16 protein-coding genes and 3 pseudogenes are annotated in these 14,103 nt (G+C 40.0%); 14 read left to right on the plus strand and 5 right to left on the minus strand.

Annotation, left to right across the window (positions count from 1 at the left end; genetic code table 11):
- Positions 1-511: 511 nt before the first annotated feature.
- From ACQY1Y_RS03725 to ACQY1Y_RS03735, 3 genes and pseudogenes are all read left to right on the plus strand, one after another.
- Complete coding sequence (locus tag ACQY1Y_RS03725; RefSeq protein ID WP_430014009.1) at positions 512-1,435, plus strand: metal ABC transporter solute-binding protein, Zn/Mn family; 924 nt, start codon at positions 512-514, stop codon at positions 1,433-1,435.
- A 10-nt stretch (positions 1,436-1,445) separates the two neighbouring features.
- Entirely contained in the window at positions 1,446-2,141 is a 696-nt protein-coding gene (locus ACQY1Y_RS03730; RefSeq protein ID WP_409830683.1) for a metal ABC transporter ATP-binding protein, read from the plus strand.
- A gap of 145 nt (positions 2,142-2,286) precedes the next feature.
- Positions 2,287-2,385: pseudogene (locus tag ACQY1Y_RS03735) on the plus strand (DUF29 family protein); the annotation flags it as partial.
- 898 nt (positions 2,386-3,283) lie between these two features.
- Here the strand turns inward: ACQY1Y_RS03735 and ACQY1Y_RS03740 are convergent.
- Together ACQY1Y_RS03740 and ACQY1Y_RS03745 are read right to left on the minus strand one after the other, a co-directional pair.
- On the minus strand, positions 3,284-3,700 hold the full coding sequence (locus ACQY1Y_RS03740; RefSeq protein ID WP_430014010.1) for a type II toxin-antitoxin system VapC family toxin: 417 nt from the start codon (positions 3,698-3,700) through the stop codon (positions 3,284-3,286).
- Entirely contained in the window at positions 3,690-3,923 is a 234-nt protein-coding gene (locus ACQY1Y_RS03745; protein WP_002755783.1) for a hypothetical protein, read from the minus strand. The genes ACQY1Y_RS03740 and ACQY1Y_RS03745 overlap by 11 nt, the downstream gene beginning before the upstream one ends.
- 218 nt (positions 3,924-4,141) lie before the next feature.
- Between ACQY1Y_RS03745 and ACQY1Y_RS03750 the strand changes: the two genes are divergently transcribed.
- On the plus strand, positions 4,142-4,342 hold the full coding sequence (locus ACQY1Y_RS03750) for a type II toxin-antitoxin system HicB family antitoxin (protein ID WP_002735173.1): 201 nt from the start codon (positions 4,142-4,144) through the stop codon (positions 4,340-4,342).
- Positions 4,339-4,548, plus strand: a pseudogene (locus ACQY1Y_RS03755) (type II toxin-antitoxin system HicA family toxin). The gene ACQY1Y_RS03750 and the pseudogene ACQY1Y_RS03755 overlap by 4 nt, the downstream one beginning before the upstream one ends.
- A 62-nt stretch (positions 4,549-4,610) precedes the next feature.
- On the opposite strand, the gene ACQY1Y_RS03760 reads toward ACQY1Y_RS03755, so the two are convergent.
- Complete coding sequence (locus tag ACQY1Y_RS03760; RefSeq protein ID WP_002755782.1) at positions 4,611-4,910, minus strand: hemolysin XhlA family protein; 300 nt, start codon at positions 4,908-4,910, stop codon at positions 4,611-4,613.
- Positions 4,911-5,236: 326 nt separating this feature from the next.
- Here ACQY1Y_RS03760 and ACQY1Y_RS03765 point away from each other — a divergent pair, with 326 nt between their 5' ends.
- The 3 genes from ACQY1Y_RS03765 to ACQY1Y_RS03775 all read left to right on the plus strand — a co-directional run bounded on the left by ACQY1Y_RS03765 (position 5,237) and on the right by ACQY1Y_RS03775 (position 6,253).
- A complete protein-coding gene (locus ACQY1Y_RS03765) occupies positions 5,237-5,443 on the plus strand; it encodes a hypothetical protein (RefSeq protein WP_002736760.1) in 207 nt (68 codons plus the stop codon).
- 253 nt (positions 5,444-5,696) lie between these two features.
- A complete protein-coding gene (locus tag ACQY1Y_RS03770; RefSeq protein WP_002736094.1) occupies positions 5,697-5,939 on the plus strand; it encodes an AbrB/MazE/SpoVT family DNA-binding domain-containing protein in 243 nt (80 codons plus the stop codon).
- Entirely contained in the window at positions 5,933-6,253 is a 321-nt protein-coding gene (locus tag ACQY1Y_RS03775; RefSeq protein ID WP_002735990.1) for a type II toxin-antitoxin system PemK/MazF family toxin, read from the plus strand. Before ACQY1Y_RS03770 ends, ACQY1Y_RS03775 begins: the two co-directional genes overlap by 7 nt.
- On the opposite strand, the gene ACQY1Y_RS03780 is transcribed toward ACQY1Y_RS03775, so the two are convergent.
- Positions 6,247-6,435 (minus strand): hypothetical protein, encoded by a 189-nt coding sequence (locus ACQY1Y_RS03780; protein ID WP_148045311.1) that lies wholly within the window; start codon positions 6,433-6,435, stop codon positions 6,247-6,249. The genes ACQY1Y_RS03775 and ACQY1Y_RS03780 overlap by 7 nt on opposite strands.
- A gap of 640 nt (positions 6,436-7,075) precedes the next feature.
- On the opposite strand from ACQY1Y_RS03780, the gene ACQY1Y_RS03785 reads away from it, so the two are divergent.
- Complete coding sequence (locus tag ACQY1Y_RS03785) at positions 7,076-7,342, plus strand: DUF4258 domain-containing protein (RefSeq protein WP_002736548.1); 267 nt, start codon at positions 7,076-7,078, stop codon at positions 7,340-7,342.
- Positions 7,332-7,535: a DUF2283 domain-containing protein gene (locus ACQY1Y_RS03790; protein WP_002735323.1), complete on the plus strand. Its 204-nt coding sequence runs from the start codon at positions 7,332-7,334 to the stop codon at positions 7,533-7,535. Before ACQY1Y_RS03785 ends, ACQY1Y_RS03790 begins: the two co-directional genes overlap by 11 nt.
- A gap of 466 nt (positions 7,536-8,001) precedes the next feature.
- Here ACQY1Y_RS03790 and ACQY1Y_RS03795 read toward each other — a convergent pair whose 3' ends face one another.
- Complete coding sequence (locus ACQY1Y_RS03795) at positions 8,002-8,187, minus strand: hypothetical protein (RefSeq protein WP_002775709.1); 186 nt, start codon at positions 8,185-8,187, stop codon at positions 8,002-8,004.
- Positions 8,188-8,747: 560 nt separating this feature from the next.
- On the opposite strand from ACQY1Y_RS03795, the gene ACQY1Y_RS03800 reads away from it, so the two are divergent.
- The 4 genes and pseudogenes from ACQY1Y_RS03800 (at position 8,748) to ACQY1Y_RS03815 (ending at position 14,085) form a co-directional block, all read left to right on the plus strand.
- Complete coding sequence (locus tag ACQY1Y_RS03800; protein WP_430014011.1) at positions 8,748-9,188, plus strand: DUF29 domain-containing protein; 441 nt, start codon at positions 8,748-8,750, stop codon at positions 9,186-9,188.
- A 404-nt stretch (positions 9,189-9,592) separates the two neighbouring features.
- Positions 9,593-9,706: pseudogene (locus ACQY1Y_RS03805) on the plus strand (DUF4277 domain-containing protein); the annotation flags it as partial.
- 395 nt (positions 9,707-10,101) lie between these two features.
- Positions 10,102-11,838: an IS1634 family transposase gene (locus ACQY1Y_RS03810; RefSeq protein ID WP_430014641.1), complete on the plus strand. Its 1,737-nt coding sequence runs from the start codon at positions 10,102-10,104 to the stop codon at positions 11,836-11,838.
- 75 nt (positions 11,839-11,913) lie between these two features.
- The gene (locus ACQY1Y_RS03815) at positions 11,914-14,085 is read left to right on the plus strand and encodes an EF-hand domain-containing protein (protein ID WP_430014012.1); all 2,172 of its coding nucleotides are present in this window, start codon (positions 11,914-11,916) and stop codon (positions 14,083-14,085) included.
- The last annotated feature ends 18 nt before the right edge of the window (positions 14,086-14,103 follow it).

Below are 14,103 nucleotides of genomic sequence, written 5' to 3' on the forward strand. Positions count from 1 at the left end.
ATTTTGAGGGGGTCAATTACCTAATTTTCAGGGAAAAAGTCCCTGAATTTTCCCCCCGATCACTCCCATGTCCGGTACTTTTTGATTTCCCAAAAAGTCTAAAAGTCTTACCCAACAAGGTTTTTAGATTTATTCAGCAAGCTCTAGTTAAGCTCTCCTGAATTTATACTGCCTATTGGGAGTTCTAGTACAAATGCTCAGGCTTCCTCTCCCAACTCCGGCACTCCGGTGCAGTCTTAACGAGTATCAGTTTCCAGTTTATCCACTACTTTTTGGGGTTAATTTTTTTGGGCTTTATTTGACTTGACCAGAGGGGGGTTGCAGGCGCACGGATTTTCCATTATCTATATAATATCATGTCAAGCGTTAGTTAGCAAGAGAAAATTTTTAATTGGGAGCGAAAGATCGAAGGACAAAAAACCAGTACATCTATACCGAAATATTTTCAGAATGATAACGATTCTCACCGACTGTGATAAGATCAGAATCATAATCAGACTCAGTTAATCCGATGGGTAAAAAATTCCAGTTAACAGCGATCGCTTTAACCCTGACTATAGCCAGCTTAACAGCTTGTAGTGGTCCCTCGGTCAAGGAAGAGGAAGCAAAGACACCCTTACAGGTGACAGTGAGTATCGTACCGCAGGAATATTTTGTCAAACGTATCGGCGGTGATAGAGTCAGTGTTAATGCCATGATTCAACCCGGGACAGATCCCCACACCTATGAACCAAAACCCGAACAATTAAAAACCACAGCCCGATCGCAAGCCTATTTTAAAATTGGTGTATCCTTAGAAGATGCCTGGAAAGATCGCTTAAAGAGTGTTAACCAACAGATGTTAATCGTCGATACCAGTCAAGGGGTAGATAAAATCCCTTTGACAGCAGAACATGATCACGATCACGATCACGCTAAGGAAAAAAAACATCAAGCTGGAAAAAACACCCTAGATCCCCATATTTGGTTATCACCAAAACGAGTCAAAGCACAAGCAAAGACTATTTATCAAACCCTAGCACAACTCGATCCGGGTCAGGAAGCTATCTATCGAGCTAACTTGGAAAAATTCAGTCAGGAATTAGACGCATTAGATCAAGAAATTCGGCAAAACTTGGCAGGGATTAAAAACAAAAAATTTATGGTATTTCATCCCGAATGGGGCTATTTTGCCCAAGATTACGGTTTAGAGATGATTGCGATCGAAATCGACGGTAATGAACCCAGTGCTGCCCAGTTAAGTCAACTAATCAAACAGGCCAAAAAAGAGAATATTAAAGTTATTTTTACTCAACCAGAATTTAGTCAGAAAAGTGCCGAAACTATTGCTAGGGAAATTGGGGGACAGGTAATCCCTATCAGTGCCTTTGCTCAAAATTGGAGTGAAAACCTGCGACAAGTTTCCCAAAAAATGGCCACAGTTTTAAATCAGTAATTGTTTGTATATGTCAACGATCATTACCATTAGTAATCTCTGGGCCGGCTACGAACAGGAACCCATCCTCGAAGATATTAATTTAACCATTGAAGAATTGGATTTCCTGGGAATTATCGGCCCGAATGGAGGAGGAAAAACTACCCTCCTTAAGGTTTTACTGGGATTAATTAAACCTTGGCGGGGAGAAGTCAGTATTTTGGGGCAAAATGTCGAAAAAGGTCGGGAATTAGTCGGTTATGTGCCGCAGTTTGTTGAATGCGATCGCTCATTTCCCATCACTGTGGGTGAGGTGGTGAAAATGGGGAGATTGAGCAGCAAAAAACTCTGGCAAGGCTATAGTAAAAAAGATGAGTTAAGGGTAGATAAAGCTTTAGATAGTGTGGGAATGTTAGCGTTGAAAAAAAGGTCGATTGCTGAACTTTCGGGGGGACAGCGCCAACGGGTTTATATCGCTCGCGCTTTAGCGGTAGAACCCCGTCTCTTGATTTTAGATGAACCCACTGCCAGTGTCGATCCCCAAATGCGTGCTAGTATTTTTTCCCTGTTGCAAGAATTGAATGAGTGGATGACTATTTTAATTATTTCCCATGATCTGGGAACCCTATCTACCTATGTTAAATCGATCGGTTGTCTCAATCGTCGTCTCTATTATCACGGCCAAAAATCTCTCACTACCGCTATGTTAGAACAAGTGTATTGTTAAAAGGTTTCTCCCTTTCTACTGTCAAAACCCTTGACAAATCCTCGCACTTGACATATGCTTATATATATATAATGGGAATCCGTGCCTGCCTGCGAACCCTCTTTTTTTAGGTTAGATAAGCGTCAAGAAAATAAAAACCTAATACCTGACTAGGGCTAAAGACTTATACGAACAGGACTATCTTGCTTGGTTAGAAGAAACGGCCAAACAACTGCGACAAAGACAGACAGATGTATTGGATTGGGGAACCAACAGAGACAAAAATTATTATTATTAGTTGTAAATTTCATTATGACTAGGCTCAATGTAATCGCTGTTATTTTGTTGATTAAACTTTAAAATTGTCATTGCTGGAACGCCAAGGGCGATCGCACTGCAAGGTCAGAGATCCGTCTATGTTGTAAAATTGATCTGTAAAAGGATGTAAAATCTGATGAACTTAAAACCCAAAATCAAATCAAAATTACTACTACAAACAAGTTATTTGTCTAAGTTATCCGTTCTGATGGTCATAGGTTTTTGTTACGCTATAATTGCCGTCAAAATCTTAGTGTATGATAAAGCTAGTGTCTACGCATTGCCAATCACGATAGATTTAAAGGAAAATAACAAGAAATAAAACACATCAGAAAGACCTCGGTTAGTCTTAACAAGGAATAATAGGGTTGCAGAATATGAAGGTGTCTTAATTGCACCAGGCAACGGACAACAAAATTATGATGTTGTTGATATAGATACTAGAGATTTCACAGAAGGAGGAACTTTAAGAATAGATGTTCAAGTTGGTTCTGGTAAAAGTAATGCGTCTTTTGACATTTTTCCCCAAGATGCGGTTGTCCCTATTGCTGGAAGGCCAACAGAAAGTATTGCCGGTTCTTATGATGTTTCGAGAAATTCAGGTACATCACTAACTTATCAATTTGATAGAGGTGAAATTTTCCAATTTGGGGCGACTGGTAATTGGTTTAGTGAAAAAGGCAGTCGTAATAGTTATAGGATGAAAGCTTATGTTATTCCTAAACAACGTTATTAAGATATTAACGTAGTGCGATCGCTGATCTTGTAGCGCGATCGCTTTTTGGGGAGGAGAAGGGGCGATCGTTTTTTTTGGGGAGGAGAAGGGGCGATCGCCTGCCCTGAGATTAATCTCTCAACAAAGCTCGAAAACCAGCTTGCTGAAAATGAATATCCGTTGTTAATGCTTCCGTTATTCTACCCTCTTCCATTACAATAAAAGAAATACAGTCAACAATTCCCCAATTTTTATCGTTTCTTTGACAATATAGTTGAAAAGCTTTTTGATAAAGAATTTCCGATAAGGGAATAACTGTCACTGTTCTGTCCTTTTCTAATGAGGACAATAATTTAATTGACTTAGAGCGATATTTTTGTTTAGATAAAGCATTGCCAATCTCTAAAATAATGGCTCTGGTTGTAACTAAAGGTGTTTTTGAAGTTTTTAATTGTTGGGCAATGGCAAGTGCTTTATGATGATAATCGTCCGTAGATGAAGATAAAGCGATCGCATAACTTGTATCGAGAAATTTCTCAGGGTTCATGCTCTTTTTCTTCGCCATATAAATATTTATCTAGATTTTCTGACCAATCAGAGGGGCCGTCTAGTTGTAATGATTCTGCTGTCTCTAAAAAAGAAGTGAGTTCATTATTTTCATCCGATAAGTTATCAACAATAATGCGGACACGAGTATTAGCCTTCAATGTAACGGGTTGCTCTGGATGAAAGACCTTTCCGTCAAATAATGCGTTAATAGAATTAAGCATGATCTGTTGGTGAAATGATTTTTACTTGAAATATCTATATTATAAATGTAACACACCAAATTGATTGTTATTCGCTGTCATCTTGTTGGTTAAACTTTAAAGCTGCCGCTTGGGATAGGAAGGCAAAGGGCGATCGCTTTTTGATGAGGAGGAGGGGCGATCACATATCGTATTTTTCTATTATCATAGTAAAATTAGGCAAATATTTTGAAAATAACATGAAAATTAAAGCTCTAATCTGGCAAGAAGATGGTATTTGGTGCGGTTCCGTACCGGCATTGCCAGGCTGTCATACCTGGGGAGAAAGCTACGAACAATTATTAGAAATGTTGCAAGATGCAGTTCAAGGATGGCTTGAAGTTGCAAGTCAAGAAACAGAAATTGAAGCAGAAAAAGAGCTAGTCGAATTATCATTATGAAATCTATTTCTGGCCAAGCCCTTTGTAAAATTATCGAACGTTATGGTTAGCAGTTAAAACGCATTAGTAGTAGTCATCATATTTATACAAAACAGGGAATGAAAGTTATTTTATCCGTTCCTGTTCATGGCAATAAAGATTTACCAATTGGTACTCTTAAGAGTATTTTGAAAGATGCTGATCTGACCGAAGATGACTTGAGATAACGGTGATCGCTGTTTTCTTGTTGATTAAATCTTAAAAACGCGATCAGGTTTTCTTTTGAAATCTAGGGTAAAGCTGTTAAAACAAAACGGATAGACGTTGCCACTACCGCCGTAAACAAAATCCCAATCAAAGCCCAAACCTGATTGCCCTGATTGCTTTCTACCTTTTCTATCTGTAATTCCATTTTATCGAATCGCTTATCCATTGAATCCAATCGTTTCTCTACATTATCAACTTTGGTTTCTACAGTAGCCAATCGAATCTGTACTTGATTCACATCTTTAGAAATTGTATCTAGCTTCTGATTCATTTCTGCTAGAACTTCGCGCAAATCTGTTTCGATGATAGTCGGTGTTGGCATAACTCATCTTGTTAATCAGGCTGACACACTCATTTTAATCTATTTTTTTGCTGAGAGAACGGCCTCTTCTCAAAATATAGCAATTCTCATTTTAAGGTTTCATGACATTAAAACCCTTGCACCTAGAGGGGTTAATAATTCTTAACGAATCTCTAGATCGCTGAAACAACGCAAAATCGTTTCAAAATGAGAATAGCTGGTACGAATTGCGGTGCAGACAATACCTTACTCAAAAAACCCTGCGCTACTATTAGAACTAGAGGCGATCATTTTAAGGGCAACTGAGCCACCGTATAATGTTCAAATTCATACTGGAGTCCTAACCCATGCAAGTGAAACTTTCGGAGCAAATCTCGTCTGCGGATGCGGAAAATATTTTAAAGTGCTTACCAGACTGGATTCAGGATGCCCTGATTGCTCGCGCTACTGAAATTGATTATCCCGTTGAAGCAATCCTTGAGATGGCGATCGCCAGTTTTCTAGACACAGAGGCATTAAGTTTTGCCGACTGTAAGCCAGGGCGAGGTCAATAAGTGCGATCGCTCTTGTAGTAACGCACTAAATTGATTGTTATTCACCGTAATTATCTGATTTTTTGGATTTTTATTAATGCGATCGCCGAGCTTGTAGCTGATCTTGTAGTGCGATCATTTTTTGATGATGGGGAGGGGCGATGGTTTTTGGGAGGAGCAATTTTTGGGGAATGGCGATTTTGAGGAGGAGGGGCGATCGCTCTCTAATCAGTATAAGTTGATATAATTATCGTATGTTTATCTGGTCGTCAAAATGTTGCTAAAAATCGTACAAATCGGTAATTCTCAAGCAATTACAATTCCTCAAGCAATCATGGAACAGTGTGAACTTCTGGACGAAGTTGAGGCGATAGTTGATGGAAAAAGAATTATTCTGAGTGCTAAAAAGAAGGTGAGGGAAGGCTGGGCTGAGTTATTTGATGATGCTCCTATTGAAGCCGAGTTACAGGATTGGTTAGGGGTGGAAAACGAGTTTGAGCGGCAAAATCAATGGTAGAAAGATTTAGCATCCTGTTGGTGGCACTCGATCCAACTAGGGGGTCTGAACTGCAAAAAACTCGACCTTGTGTTGTTGTTTCTCCTAGTGAAATTAATGCTCGATTAAGAACAGTCGTTATTGCACCAATCACCAGTACTGTCAAAAATTACCCAACAAGAATCCCCATTGATCAAGAAAATGTGCGCGGCAGTATTGCTTTAGACCAAATTAGGGCGATTGACAAAACCCGAATTGTTGCCACAATTGGCAGTCTTGACGAACGGGTAGCAATGGTAGTGGCTGATCGATTGGTTGAATTTTTTCACTACTGATTGTCACCGAATTTGTTCGGTTTTAGTATCGCTTTTTTATAAAACAGGGAGAGGTGATCGCTTTTTAGAGTAAGGGTGAAGGGGCGATCGCTTTTGGGAGGAGCAATTTTTTGGGAATGGCTATCGCTGTTGGATGATGAGGAGAGGCGATCGTTTTTGGGTGATGTGGGAATGGCGATCACTTTTGGGTGATGGGGGAATGGCGATCGCCTGCCCTGAGATTAATCTCTCAACAAAGCTCGAAAACCAGCTTGCTGAAAATGAATATCCGTTGTTAATGCTTCCGTTATGGCTCTTCTCGACTTTGTGTGATAATTTTTGCTTATGAAATTGTGAAATGTTTACTGGGAAAGACTTTTAGGACTATTTTGTTAAATAAACTATCAGTATAGACCTCGTTTCCACACAGAAACCAGAAGAGCCCCGTTATTCTACGCTCTTCCATTACAATAAAAGAAATACAGTCAACAATTCCCCAATTTTTATCGTTTCTTTGACAATATAGATGATAATCGTCCGTAGATGAAGATAAAGCGATCGCATAACTTGTATCGAGAAATTTCTCAGGGTTCATGCTCTTTTTCTTCGCCATATAAAATATGGCTCTTCGGGACTTGGTATCGTTCGATAGGGGGGCATAAATCGACTCAATCCTTATCTGGCAAGAGATTTAATTGATTAGTTCGCTCCAGATCGCCAACAATTGACAAAAATTGCGGCAATGTCTGTCTCTATAAAGGTTTCATTCCTTATAACCCCGTCCATTGCATAAGACAAACCGAAGAACCCTAATCCCTTACAAAAAAATACTCCGAAATCCTCGTGAACTTTATTTTAAGTCACCATGCCGAAGAAAAAATTATTCAACGCCAAATCTCTTTAAAAATATTGCAGGACATCCTCAATAATCCTGAGCAAATTTTAGAAGAAGATGGACTCAAAGTTTATCAAGGTACGTTTGTCACCATTAACAATAAAACTTATCTTCTGAGAATTTACATTAATGACTTAGTTGAGCCTCAAAAAATTGTTACACTATATGTAACCAGTAAACTTAGAAAATATAGGCAGCTATCAAATGAAAGCTAAATATGATGCTGAAGTTGACGTTTTAACAATTACCTGGCATGACACACCCGTAGAAGAAAGTGAGGCAATCAGTCCGGGGGTTATTCTTGACTATGATCAAGCAGGTAATGTAATCGGGATTGAAATTCTTAATGCTTCTCAAAAAATCGAGAATTTTTCTCCGAATGTGCAGGTAGCTATTTCTTCTCGATAAAGGTGATCGCTGATCCTGTAGTGTGATCGCTGATCTGTAGGTTGGGTTGAGGTGACGAAACCCAACATTGCCTTTATTTCTTACCTTAATTTTTTGGGTTTCACTTCGTTCAAACCAACCTACATTTTATTCCATATCGATATTAGTGACGAAACCCAACATTGCCTTTATTTCTTACCTTAATTTTTTGGGTTTCACTTCTACATTTTATTCCATACCAATATCACTATCAAAGATCAGCTTTTCTGAAGCTCCCCACATCTGATCATAAATTCCTTCTTCAACCTAACGGTGAAAACTGGAATATTGCCAATCTTTCGGAGCGTTTACTAATCCATGATGCACAGGATTATAATGGATGTATTCGAGATGATTAACAAAATCTCGATCGCCGTAGGCGCGCCCTTGGCGACCATCTCGAACTTGATGCTCCCAAAAGGGACGTTGCCAAATAGCCTTTTCTCCTTTATGTATGTTGTCGAGATGTTGAAATTTTACCGTGATATTGAAAATGACATTGACGGCTAAAATAACTTTTAATTAATCGCCAACCAGTTGAAAAATCTGCATCCGTTTCAGGCAATGTCCAAAGAGCATGAATGGGAGCTGGTAAAATGACAATAGCATCAATCTTAAAATGATGTTGTCGCATAACATATTTAAAAGCATTTCGTAGTCAATCCACATTTTCAGGTTCACACAAAATTCTGTGACGATTGTATGTCACAACTGTAAAAAAATAAGTGGCTCTAGGTGTTTTTGCTCTACGGTATTGCATCAAGTTAGGATAACATTTATTGGATTGGTGTTTACGCAACTGGCGTTGGGTTTCGTGCCTCAATCCAACCTACCAAACTACCGATAGGAAATATCTGGGAAAAAAGTCTTTCCCGAAACTAAGATCAATATTCTTTAACACTCGAAAGTCAGAAACTTGAACCCGTAGTAACCGCATTGTTAAAACTCCTGTAATCCTATCCTCTTGCTCATCTGCTTATTGTAGCCCACAGGCAAAGGTGAAACAATCTCTTATCCTACTGGCCAAATTCTGGCAGATTTTCTCAAAAAAACCCTTGACAAATCCCCGCACTTGACAGATACTTATATATAGAATGGGAATCCGTGCCTTCCTACAGACCCTCTTTTTTCAGGTTAGATAAGCGTCAAGAAAATAAAAATCTAATACCTGACCAGCGCTAAAGAGGATAGGTTATGACAACTAAAGACTTATACGAACAAGACTATCCTGCTTGGTTAGAAGAAACGGCCAAACAACTGCGACAAAGACAGACAGATGTATTAGATTGGGAACATCTCGGAGAAGAAATCGAAGCATTGGGGAACGAACAGAGAGATAAAGTAGATAGTTATCTCCTAAAATTACTCATTCATCTGCTTCTCTACCAATACTGGCCGGAGGAACGAGAAAGATGTGCGCGGGGATGGCAGGACGAAATCGGTAACTTTCGGGTGGAATTAGAACTTTTATTGGAGTCGAAAACCCTTTATAACTATTTTTTAACCAGAATCGCCGTTATTTACCCCAAAGCAGTGAAGCGAGTCCGACAAAAAAGCCAATTACTGGCCGCTATCTTTGCCGAAAGCTGTCCCTATAGTCCCGAACAAATCCTCGATTCCGATTTTTTCCCCTGAAATGCCGGCAGATTTCCTCAAAAAACCCTTGACAAATCCCCGCCCTTGACAGATACTTATATATAGAATGGGAATCCGTACCTGCCTGCGAACCCTCTTTTTTTAGGTCAAATAATGCGATTAAATTTATTTCTGCTCCCTGGGGTTGAACTCTAGCTTCAGCAGTTTTAGGAGATGGGAAATATGGCAGCTTGGATTATCACTATTGTGAGCATAAAATCTTCCTATTTGTAGCCCACATTCCGCACCCTCAACTGTCGCATAAGCTGTCCCCCTCCAGAGACTTGAGTAAAAATAGTTAGCTGGTGAAGGTTTTCTCTGTGGCCGCTAGGGGGAGTATGGAGACCCCTAATTATGAAAAAATAGGAATTATTGGAAAACTTGGGCGAGTGGACTGTTCGACCATGAATCAATCAACAGAAATTGAAGTCAAAAATCTAGACCATCTGGGATTAGTAGCCGGAATTATCGATGAAATAGGAATTGTGGAAGGAACCACAAAGGACACAAAGATTGATAGATCCTATGTAAGTTAAACTGATCACACAGAACCTAGAAGAGCCTGAAATTTTTGGCTGAGTTGGCGGCAGCTTGCCGCCAACTCACTCCTCTAGATAAGTATTTTGACTCACGCTCCTTCCTCTTTTAAGACGTTGTCACACTTAGGGTGCGGAATGTGGATTTATTTTTGCACAAATTCCCGAATGATCGATTGGAAACTTGGATATTAATTTAGCAAAACGACTTGACTCAGATGTATATATATCTGAACTTCCCCCATACATATATACTATAATAGCCGAAAACCCTTATCCATCAATGGATACGCCCCTTAACTTTTCTTAATGTACCCATGTAATTTGTAACATTTCTTAATGGACAAGAATTCTCTCTATTTGCTAGAATGATAGCCATGTATATAGAAAAAGTTCCTAACCGTAATTCCCCCCCCGCCGTTCTTCTTCGGGAGTCCTACCGAGAAGGAGATCAAGTCAAAAAAAGAACCCTGGCCAATCTCTCAAAATTACCCGATGATATTATCGACAATCTGAAACTGGCTCTTAAAGGCGCAACACTGTCCATGACTGAAGGCATTCCCAATCATTTTGAAGTGATTAGAAGTCTTCCTCATGGTCATGTAATGGCTATTTTAGAGACGATTAAAAAATTAGGTTTAGATAAAATAATCAGTGAAAAATCCTCACGAATCAGAAACTTAGTGGTGGCGATGATTGTGGCAAGAATCATCAATCCTAAATCGAAACTAGCCACAGCGAGAGGGTTTAATAGCGAGACTTGTAGTCAGAGTTTAGGACAATTGTTAGACTTAGAGAAAGCCGATGAAGACGAATTATATAACGCCTTAGATTGGTTATTAGAAAAACAAGAGAAAATTGAGAAGCACCTAGCAATTAAACACTTAGAATCAGGAACATTAGTCTTGTATGATGTCACTTCTACCTACCTAGAAGGAAATGGTTGTGAACTGGGAAAATATGGTTATAACCGAGATAAAAAGAAAGGGAAAACTCAGATAGTTTTTGGTCTGCTCTGTTCAGCCAAGGGTTGTCCGATAGCGGTAGAAGTATTTGAAGGAAACACTTCAGACGGTGCTACTTTAAGCGGACAAATTGAGAAAGTCAGAAAGGGTTGGGGGATTGAGAATGTTGTCTGGGTAAGCGATAGAGGAATTTTAACCAACTCGAAAATCAACGAATTAGTAAAACCCATAGAAGGATTAGACTATATTACTGGTTTAACTAAGCCTCAAATTCGGAAACTGGCTGAGGTAGAAGTGATTCAATTAGGATTATTTGATCAGGTAAACTTGGTGGAATTTGAGAGTGAAGATTATCCCGATGAAAGATTAATTGCTTGTCGGAATCCCTTAATCGCCCAGAAAAATCAACTACAAAGAGAGGCATTATTAGAAGCGGTAGAGAAGGAACTAGATTTGATTGTTCAGGCGACTCAAAGGGAGAAAAGAGCTTTAAAGGGTCAAGATAAGATAGCTTTGAGAGTGGGCAAGGTTCTTAATCAGTTTAAGGTCAATAAATACTATAACTTAGAGATAACAGAAGAAGGCTTTTCTTATCAGCGTAAGCTGGAATTAATCGCTCAAGAAACGGCTTTGGATGGTGTGTATGTGTTAAGAACTTCTCTGGAGTCAACTTTGATGGATGCAGCGACGACGGTTAAAGCTTATAAAAGTTTGTCTCAAGTGGAGGAGGCATTTCGCTGTTATAAGTCAATTGATTTAAAGGTACGTCCTATATATCATTATAAGGGTGATAGAGTCAAAGCTCATATCTTTTTATGTATGTTGGCTTATTATGTGGAATGGCATTTAAAACAGTGCTTGGCTCCTTTGTTATTTGAGGATGAAGAAATTGATGATGGTTCTCTGAATGTGATTAAAGCGAGTCGCAGTGAATCCGCTCAGTCTAAAGAGAGAAAAAAACGGAATCAAGAGAACCTCCCTGTGCATAGCTTTCGGACTTTGTTGGAAGACCTGGGGACAATTTGCTTGAATACAGTGGAATGTACGATTAGGGAGGGAAGTTATCGTTTTTCTAAGATAACTCGACCGACCCAACTGCAACAAAAAGCGTTAGATTTATTGGGAGTTTCCCTGATTTGTACCCAGTAACGGGGCGGCGGAAATTCTCTTAATCCCTCCTACAGCATAGGTTATGGCCTTTTGTCAACGGGGAAGTCCAGATATATGTTTGCACAAATTCCCGAACGCTCGATGCACTATTTGCGATGGGTTCTGACCATCGCTTGGTTAATTCTGATATTTTCTCTATTTTTTGACCCGATTTCGGCAAAATTAACCGATCCTAACAATCTTTCTAGTCCCCTGAGAGTGGATCCCGATCTGTGCATTAAAGTCCAGGGGGTTTGCCTACCCCAATCCTCCTATCAGTTAGGTGCGCCGATTTTTTGGGGAATAGTGGTTCCTAGTGGTGTTTTTATCTTATTAGTATTAGGTCACGAACTCTGGCGGCGTATCTGTCCTTTATCCTTTCTTTCTCAAATACCGCGTGCTTTGGGTAAACAGCGTCAGAAAAAACAGACCGATAAATCGGGAAAAGTCCGCTCTGAAATCTATAAAGTGCCGAAAAACTCTTGGTTAGCTCGGAATTATCTCTATCTACAATTAAGTCTGTTATTTTTGGGTTTATGCGGACGGATTCTTTTTTATAATTCCGATCGCTTAGTCTTGGGTAGCTTTTTAATCTTTACTATTCTAGCGGCGATCTTTGTGGGTTACTGGTATGGGGGCAAATCTTGGTGTAACTATTTCTGTCCCATGAGTCCAGTTGAAAGGATTTATGGTGAACCTAGGGGTTTGCTGAATAGTACCGCTCACGAAGACAGTCGCAGTGGGATTACTCAATCTATGTGTCGTATTGTCCGAGAAGATGGTAGCGAACAAAGTGCCTGTGTTGCCTGTCAAAGTCCCTGTATCGATATCGATGCGGAAAGATCCTATTGGGATGGGATTAATAACAGCGATCGCCAATGGCTTTATTACGGTTATTTTGGCTTAGTTTTTGGCTATTTTATCTATTATTATCTCTATGCTGGCAATTGGGACTATTATTTCTCTGGAGCTTGGGCGCACGACGAAAATCAGCTAGAATCCCTCTTTAAACCGGGTTTTTATCTTGCGGGTAATCAGATTCCGATTCCGAAGCTGGTAGCTGTTCCCTTAACTTTGGCAATCTGCACTTTTTTGGGTTATTTTCTCGGTAAAAAAGTTGAAAATGCCTATAAAGTCTATAGAATCCGTAAAAAGTCGCCCTTACCAACCGAAATTATCCGTCATCGAGTCTTTACTTTCGGAACTTTTCTGATTTTCAATTTCTTCTTTATTTTCGGTGGTCGTCCTTTTATTAATCTTTTGCCAAAATTTTGGCATTATTTCGCTAGTATTTTAGCGGCTGTTTTGAGTAGTTTATGGTTATATCGCACTTGGATAAGGGATCCGAGTCGTTACCAACGGGAAGGACTCGCAGGAAAATTGCGTAAACAGTTGCGTAAACTGAATCTCGATACGGCTAAATATCTCGATCGGCGATCGCTGGAAACTTTGGACGCAGATGAGGTGTATGTGTTGGCCAAGATACTGCCGGATTTCACGCACCAGAAGTGTTTAAAAGCCTATAAAGCCGTGTTAAAAGAGGCTTTGGAGGAGGGATATAGTGACTTCGGACACAGCCTCGAAATCCTGCAACAAATGCGCTTAGAGTTGACGATTACTGAGGCAGAACATCAGGCGATTTTAACAGAGTTGGGTGTGGAATCGGCCGAACTTCTCGATCCGGAAAAGCAGTATAGTCGCGAGGATTGGTTACGTTTGCAGAGTTATCGCGATGCTTTGTCAGAAAGTCTCTTGGTGACTTGGAAAAAAGACCCCGATCGCCAGGTGGGTTCGGAATTGCTGGAAGTGTTAACCGGTAAGAGTTCCAGGGAGGCGATCGAGCATTTATTAACGGAATTGCCGGCCGCAGAAACCGAAACTGTCGAGTCTTTGCGTCGCCAGTACAGAGTTACTGGTCAGGAGGAGGAAACGATTCTCCATCGTCCTCCGGCCGATCAATTATGGCAAAATATCGCCCGCGCTTTTCAGGTTTTCGATCGTCTATCTTTTAGTAGTGACAGCGATCGTGATCAACAGGAAAGAATTTTATTGGAAAGATTCCAGCTATTCGATAGTGATAGCTCTGGACAAATTAGCCTTGAGGAGTTAAAAGCTTGTCTTCAGGCGATCGAACCGGGGGTGACAGACAAGGAAATCGAAGCTATGTTACAGCAGGCCGATACTGGTCGCGATAATCAGATTAGTTTTCAGGAATTTCGCGATCTACTGCACCAATTCCACAAATAAACTGTCTGCAACTATTGC

The organism is Microcystis ichthyoblabe FBCC-A1114 (assembly GCF_050500245.1).
GTDB classification, from domain to species: domain Bacteria; phylum Cyanobacteriota; class Cyanobacteriia; order Cyanobacteriales; family Microcystaceae; genus Microcystis; species Microcystis ichthyoblabe_A.

Bases quoted from the DNA above. Each gene is read 5' to 3' on its own strand.
- ACQY1Y_RS03790 (WP_002735323.1), top strand. From the start codon at position 7,332: ATGAAAGCTAAATATGATGCTGAAGTTGACGTTTTAACAATTACCTGG.
- ACQY1Y_RS03775 (WP_002735990.1), top strand. From the start codon at position 5,933: ATGGTAGAAAGATTTAGCATCCTGTTGGTGGCACTCGATCCAACTAGG.
- ACQY1Y_RS03745 (WP_002755783.1), bottom strand. From the start codon at position 3,923: ATGCTTAATTCTATTAACGCATTATTTGACGGAAAGGTCTTTCATCCA.
- ACQY1Y_RS03740 (WP_430014010.1), bottom strand. From the start codon at position 3,700: ATGAACCCTGAGAAATTTCTCGATACAAGTTATGCGATCGCTTTATCT.
- ACQY1Y_RS03730 (WP_409830683.1), top strand. From the start codon at position 1,446: ATGTCAACGATCATTACCATTAGTAATCTCTGGGCCGGCTACGAACAG.
- ACQY1Y_RS03770 (WP_002736094.1), top strand. From the start codon at position 5,697: ATGTTGCTAAAAATCGTACAAATCGGTAATTCTCAAGCAATTACAATT.
- ACQY1Y_RS03800 (WP_430014011.1), top strand. From the start codon at position 8,748: ATGACAACTAAAGACTTATACGAACAAGACTATCCTGCTTGGTTAGAA.
- ACQY1Y_RS03795 (WP_002775709.1), bottom strand. From the start codon at position 8,187: ATGCGACAACATCATTTTAAGATTGATGCTATTGTCATTTTACCAGCT.
- ACQY1Y_RS03810 (WP_430014641.1), top strand. From the start codon at position 10,102: ATGTATATAGAAAAAGTTCCTAACCGTAATTCCCCCCCCGCCGTTCTT.
- ACQY1Y_RS03815 (WP_430014012.1), top strand. From the start codon at position 11,914: ATGTTTGCACAAATTCCCGAACGCTCGATGCACTATTTGCGATGGGTT.
- ACQY1Y_RS03760 (WP_002755782.1), bottom strand. From the start codon at position 4,910: ATGCCAACACCGACTATCATCGAAACAGATTTGCGCGAAGTTCTAGCA.
- ACQY1Y_RS03725 (WP_430014009.1), top strand. From the start codon at position 512: ATGGGTAAAAAATTCCAGTTAACAGCGATCGCTTTAACCCTGACTATA.
- ACQY1Y_RS03750 (WP_002735173.1), top strand. From the start codon at position 4,142: ATGAAAATTAAAGCTCTAATCTGGCAAGAAGATGGTATTTGGTGCGGT.
- ACQY1Y_RS03765 (WP_002736760.1), top strand. From the start codon at position 5,237: ATGCAAGTGAAACTTTCGGAGCAAATCTCGTCTGCGGATGCGGAAAAT.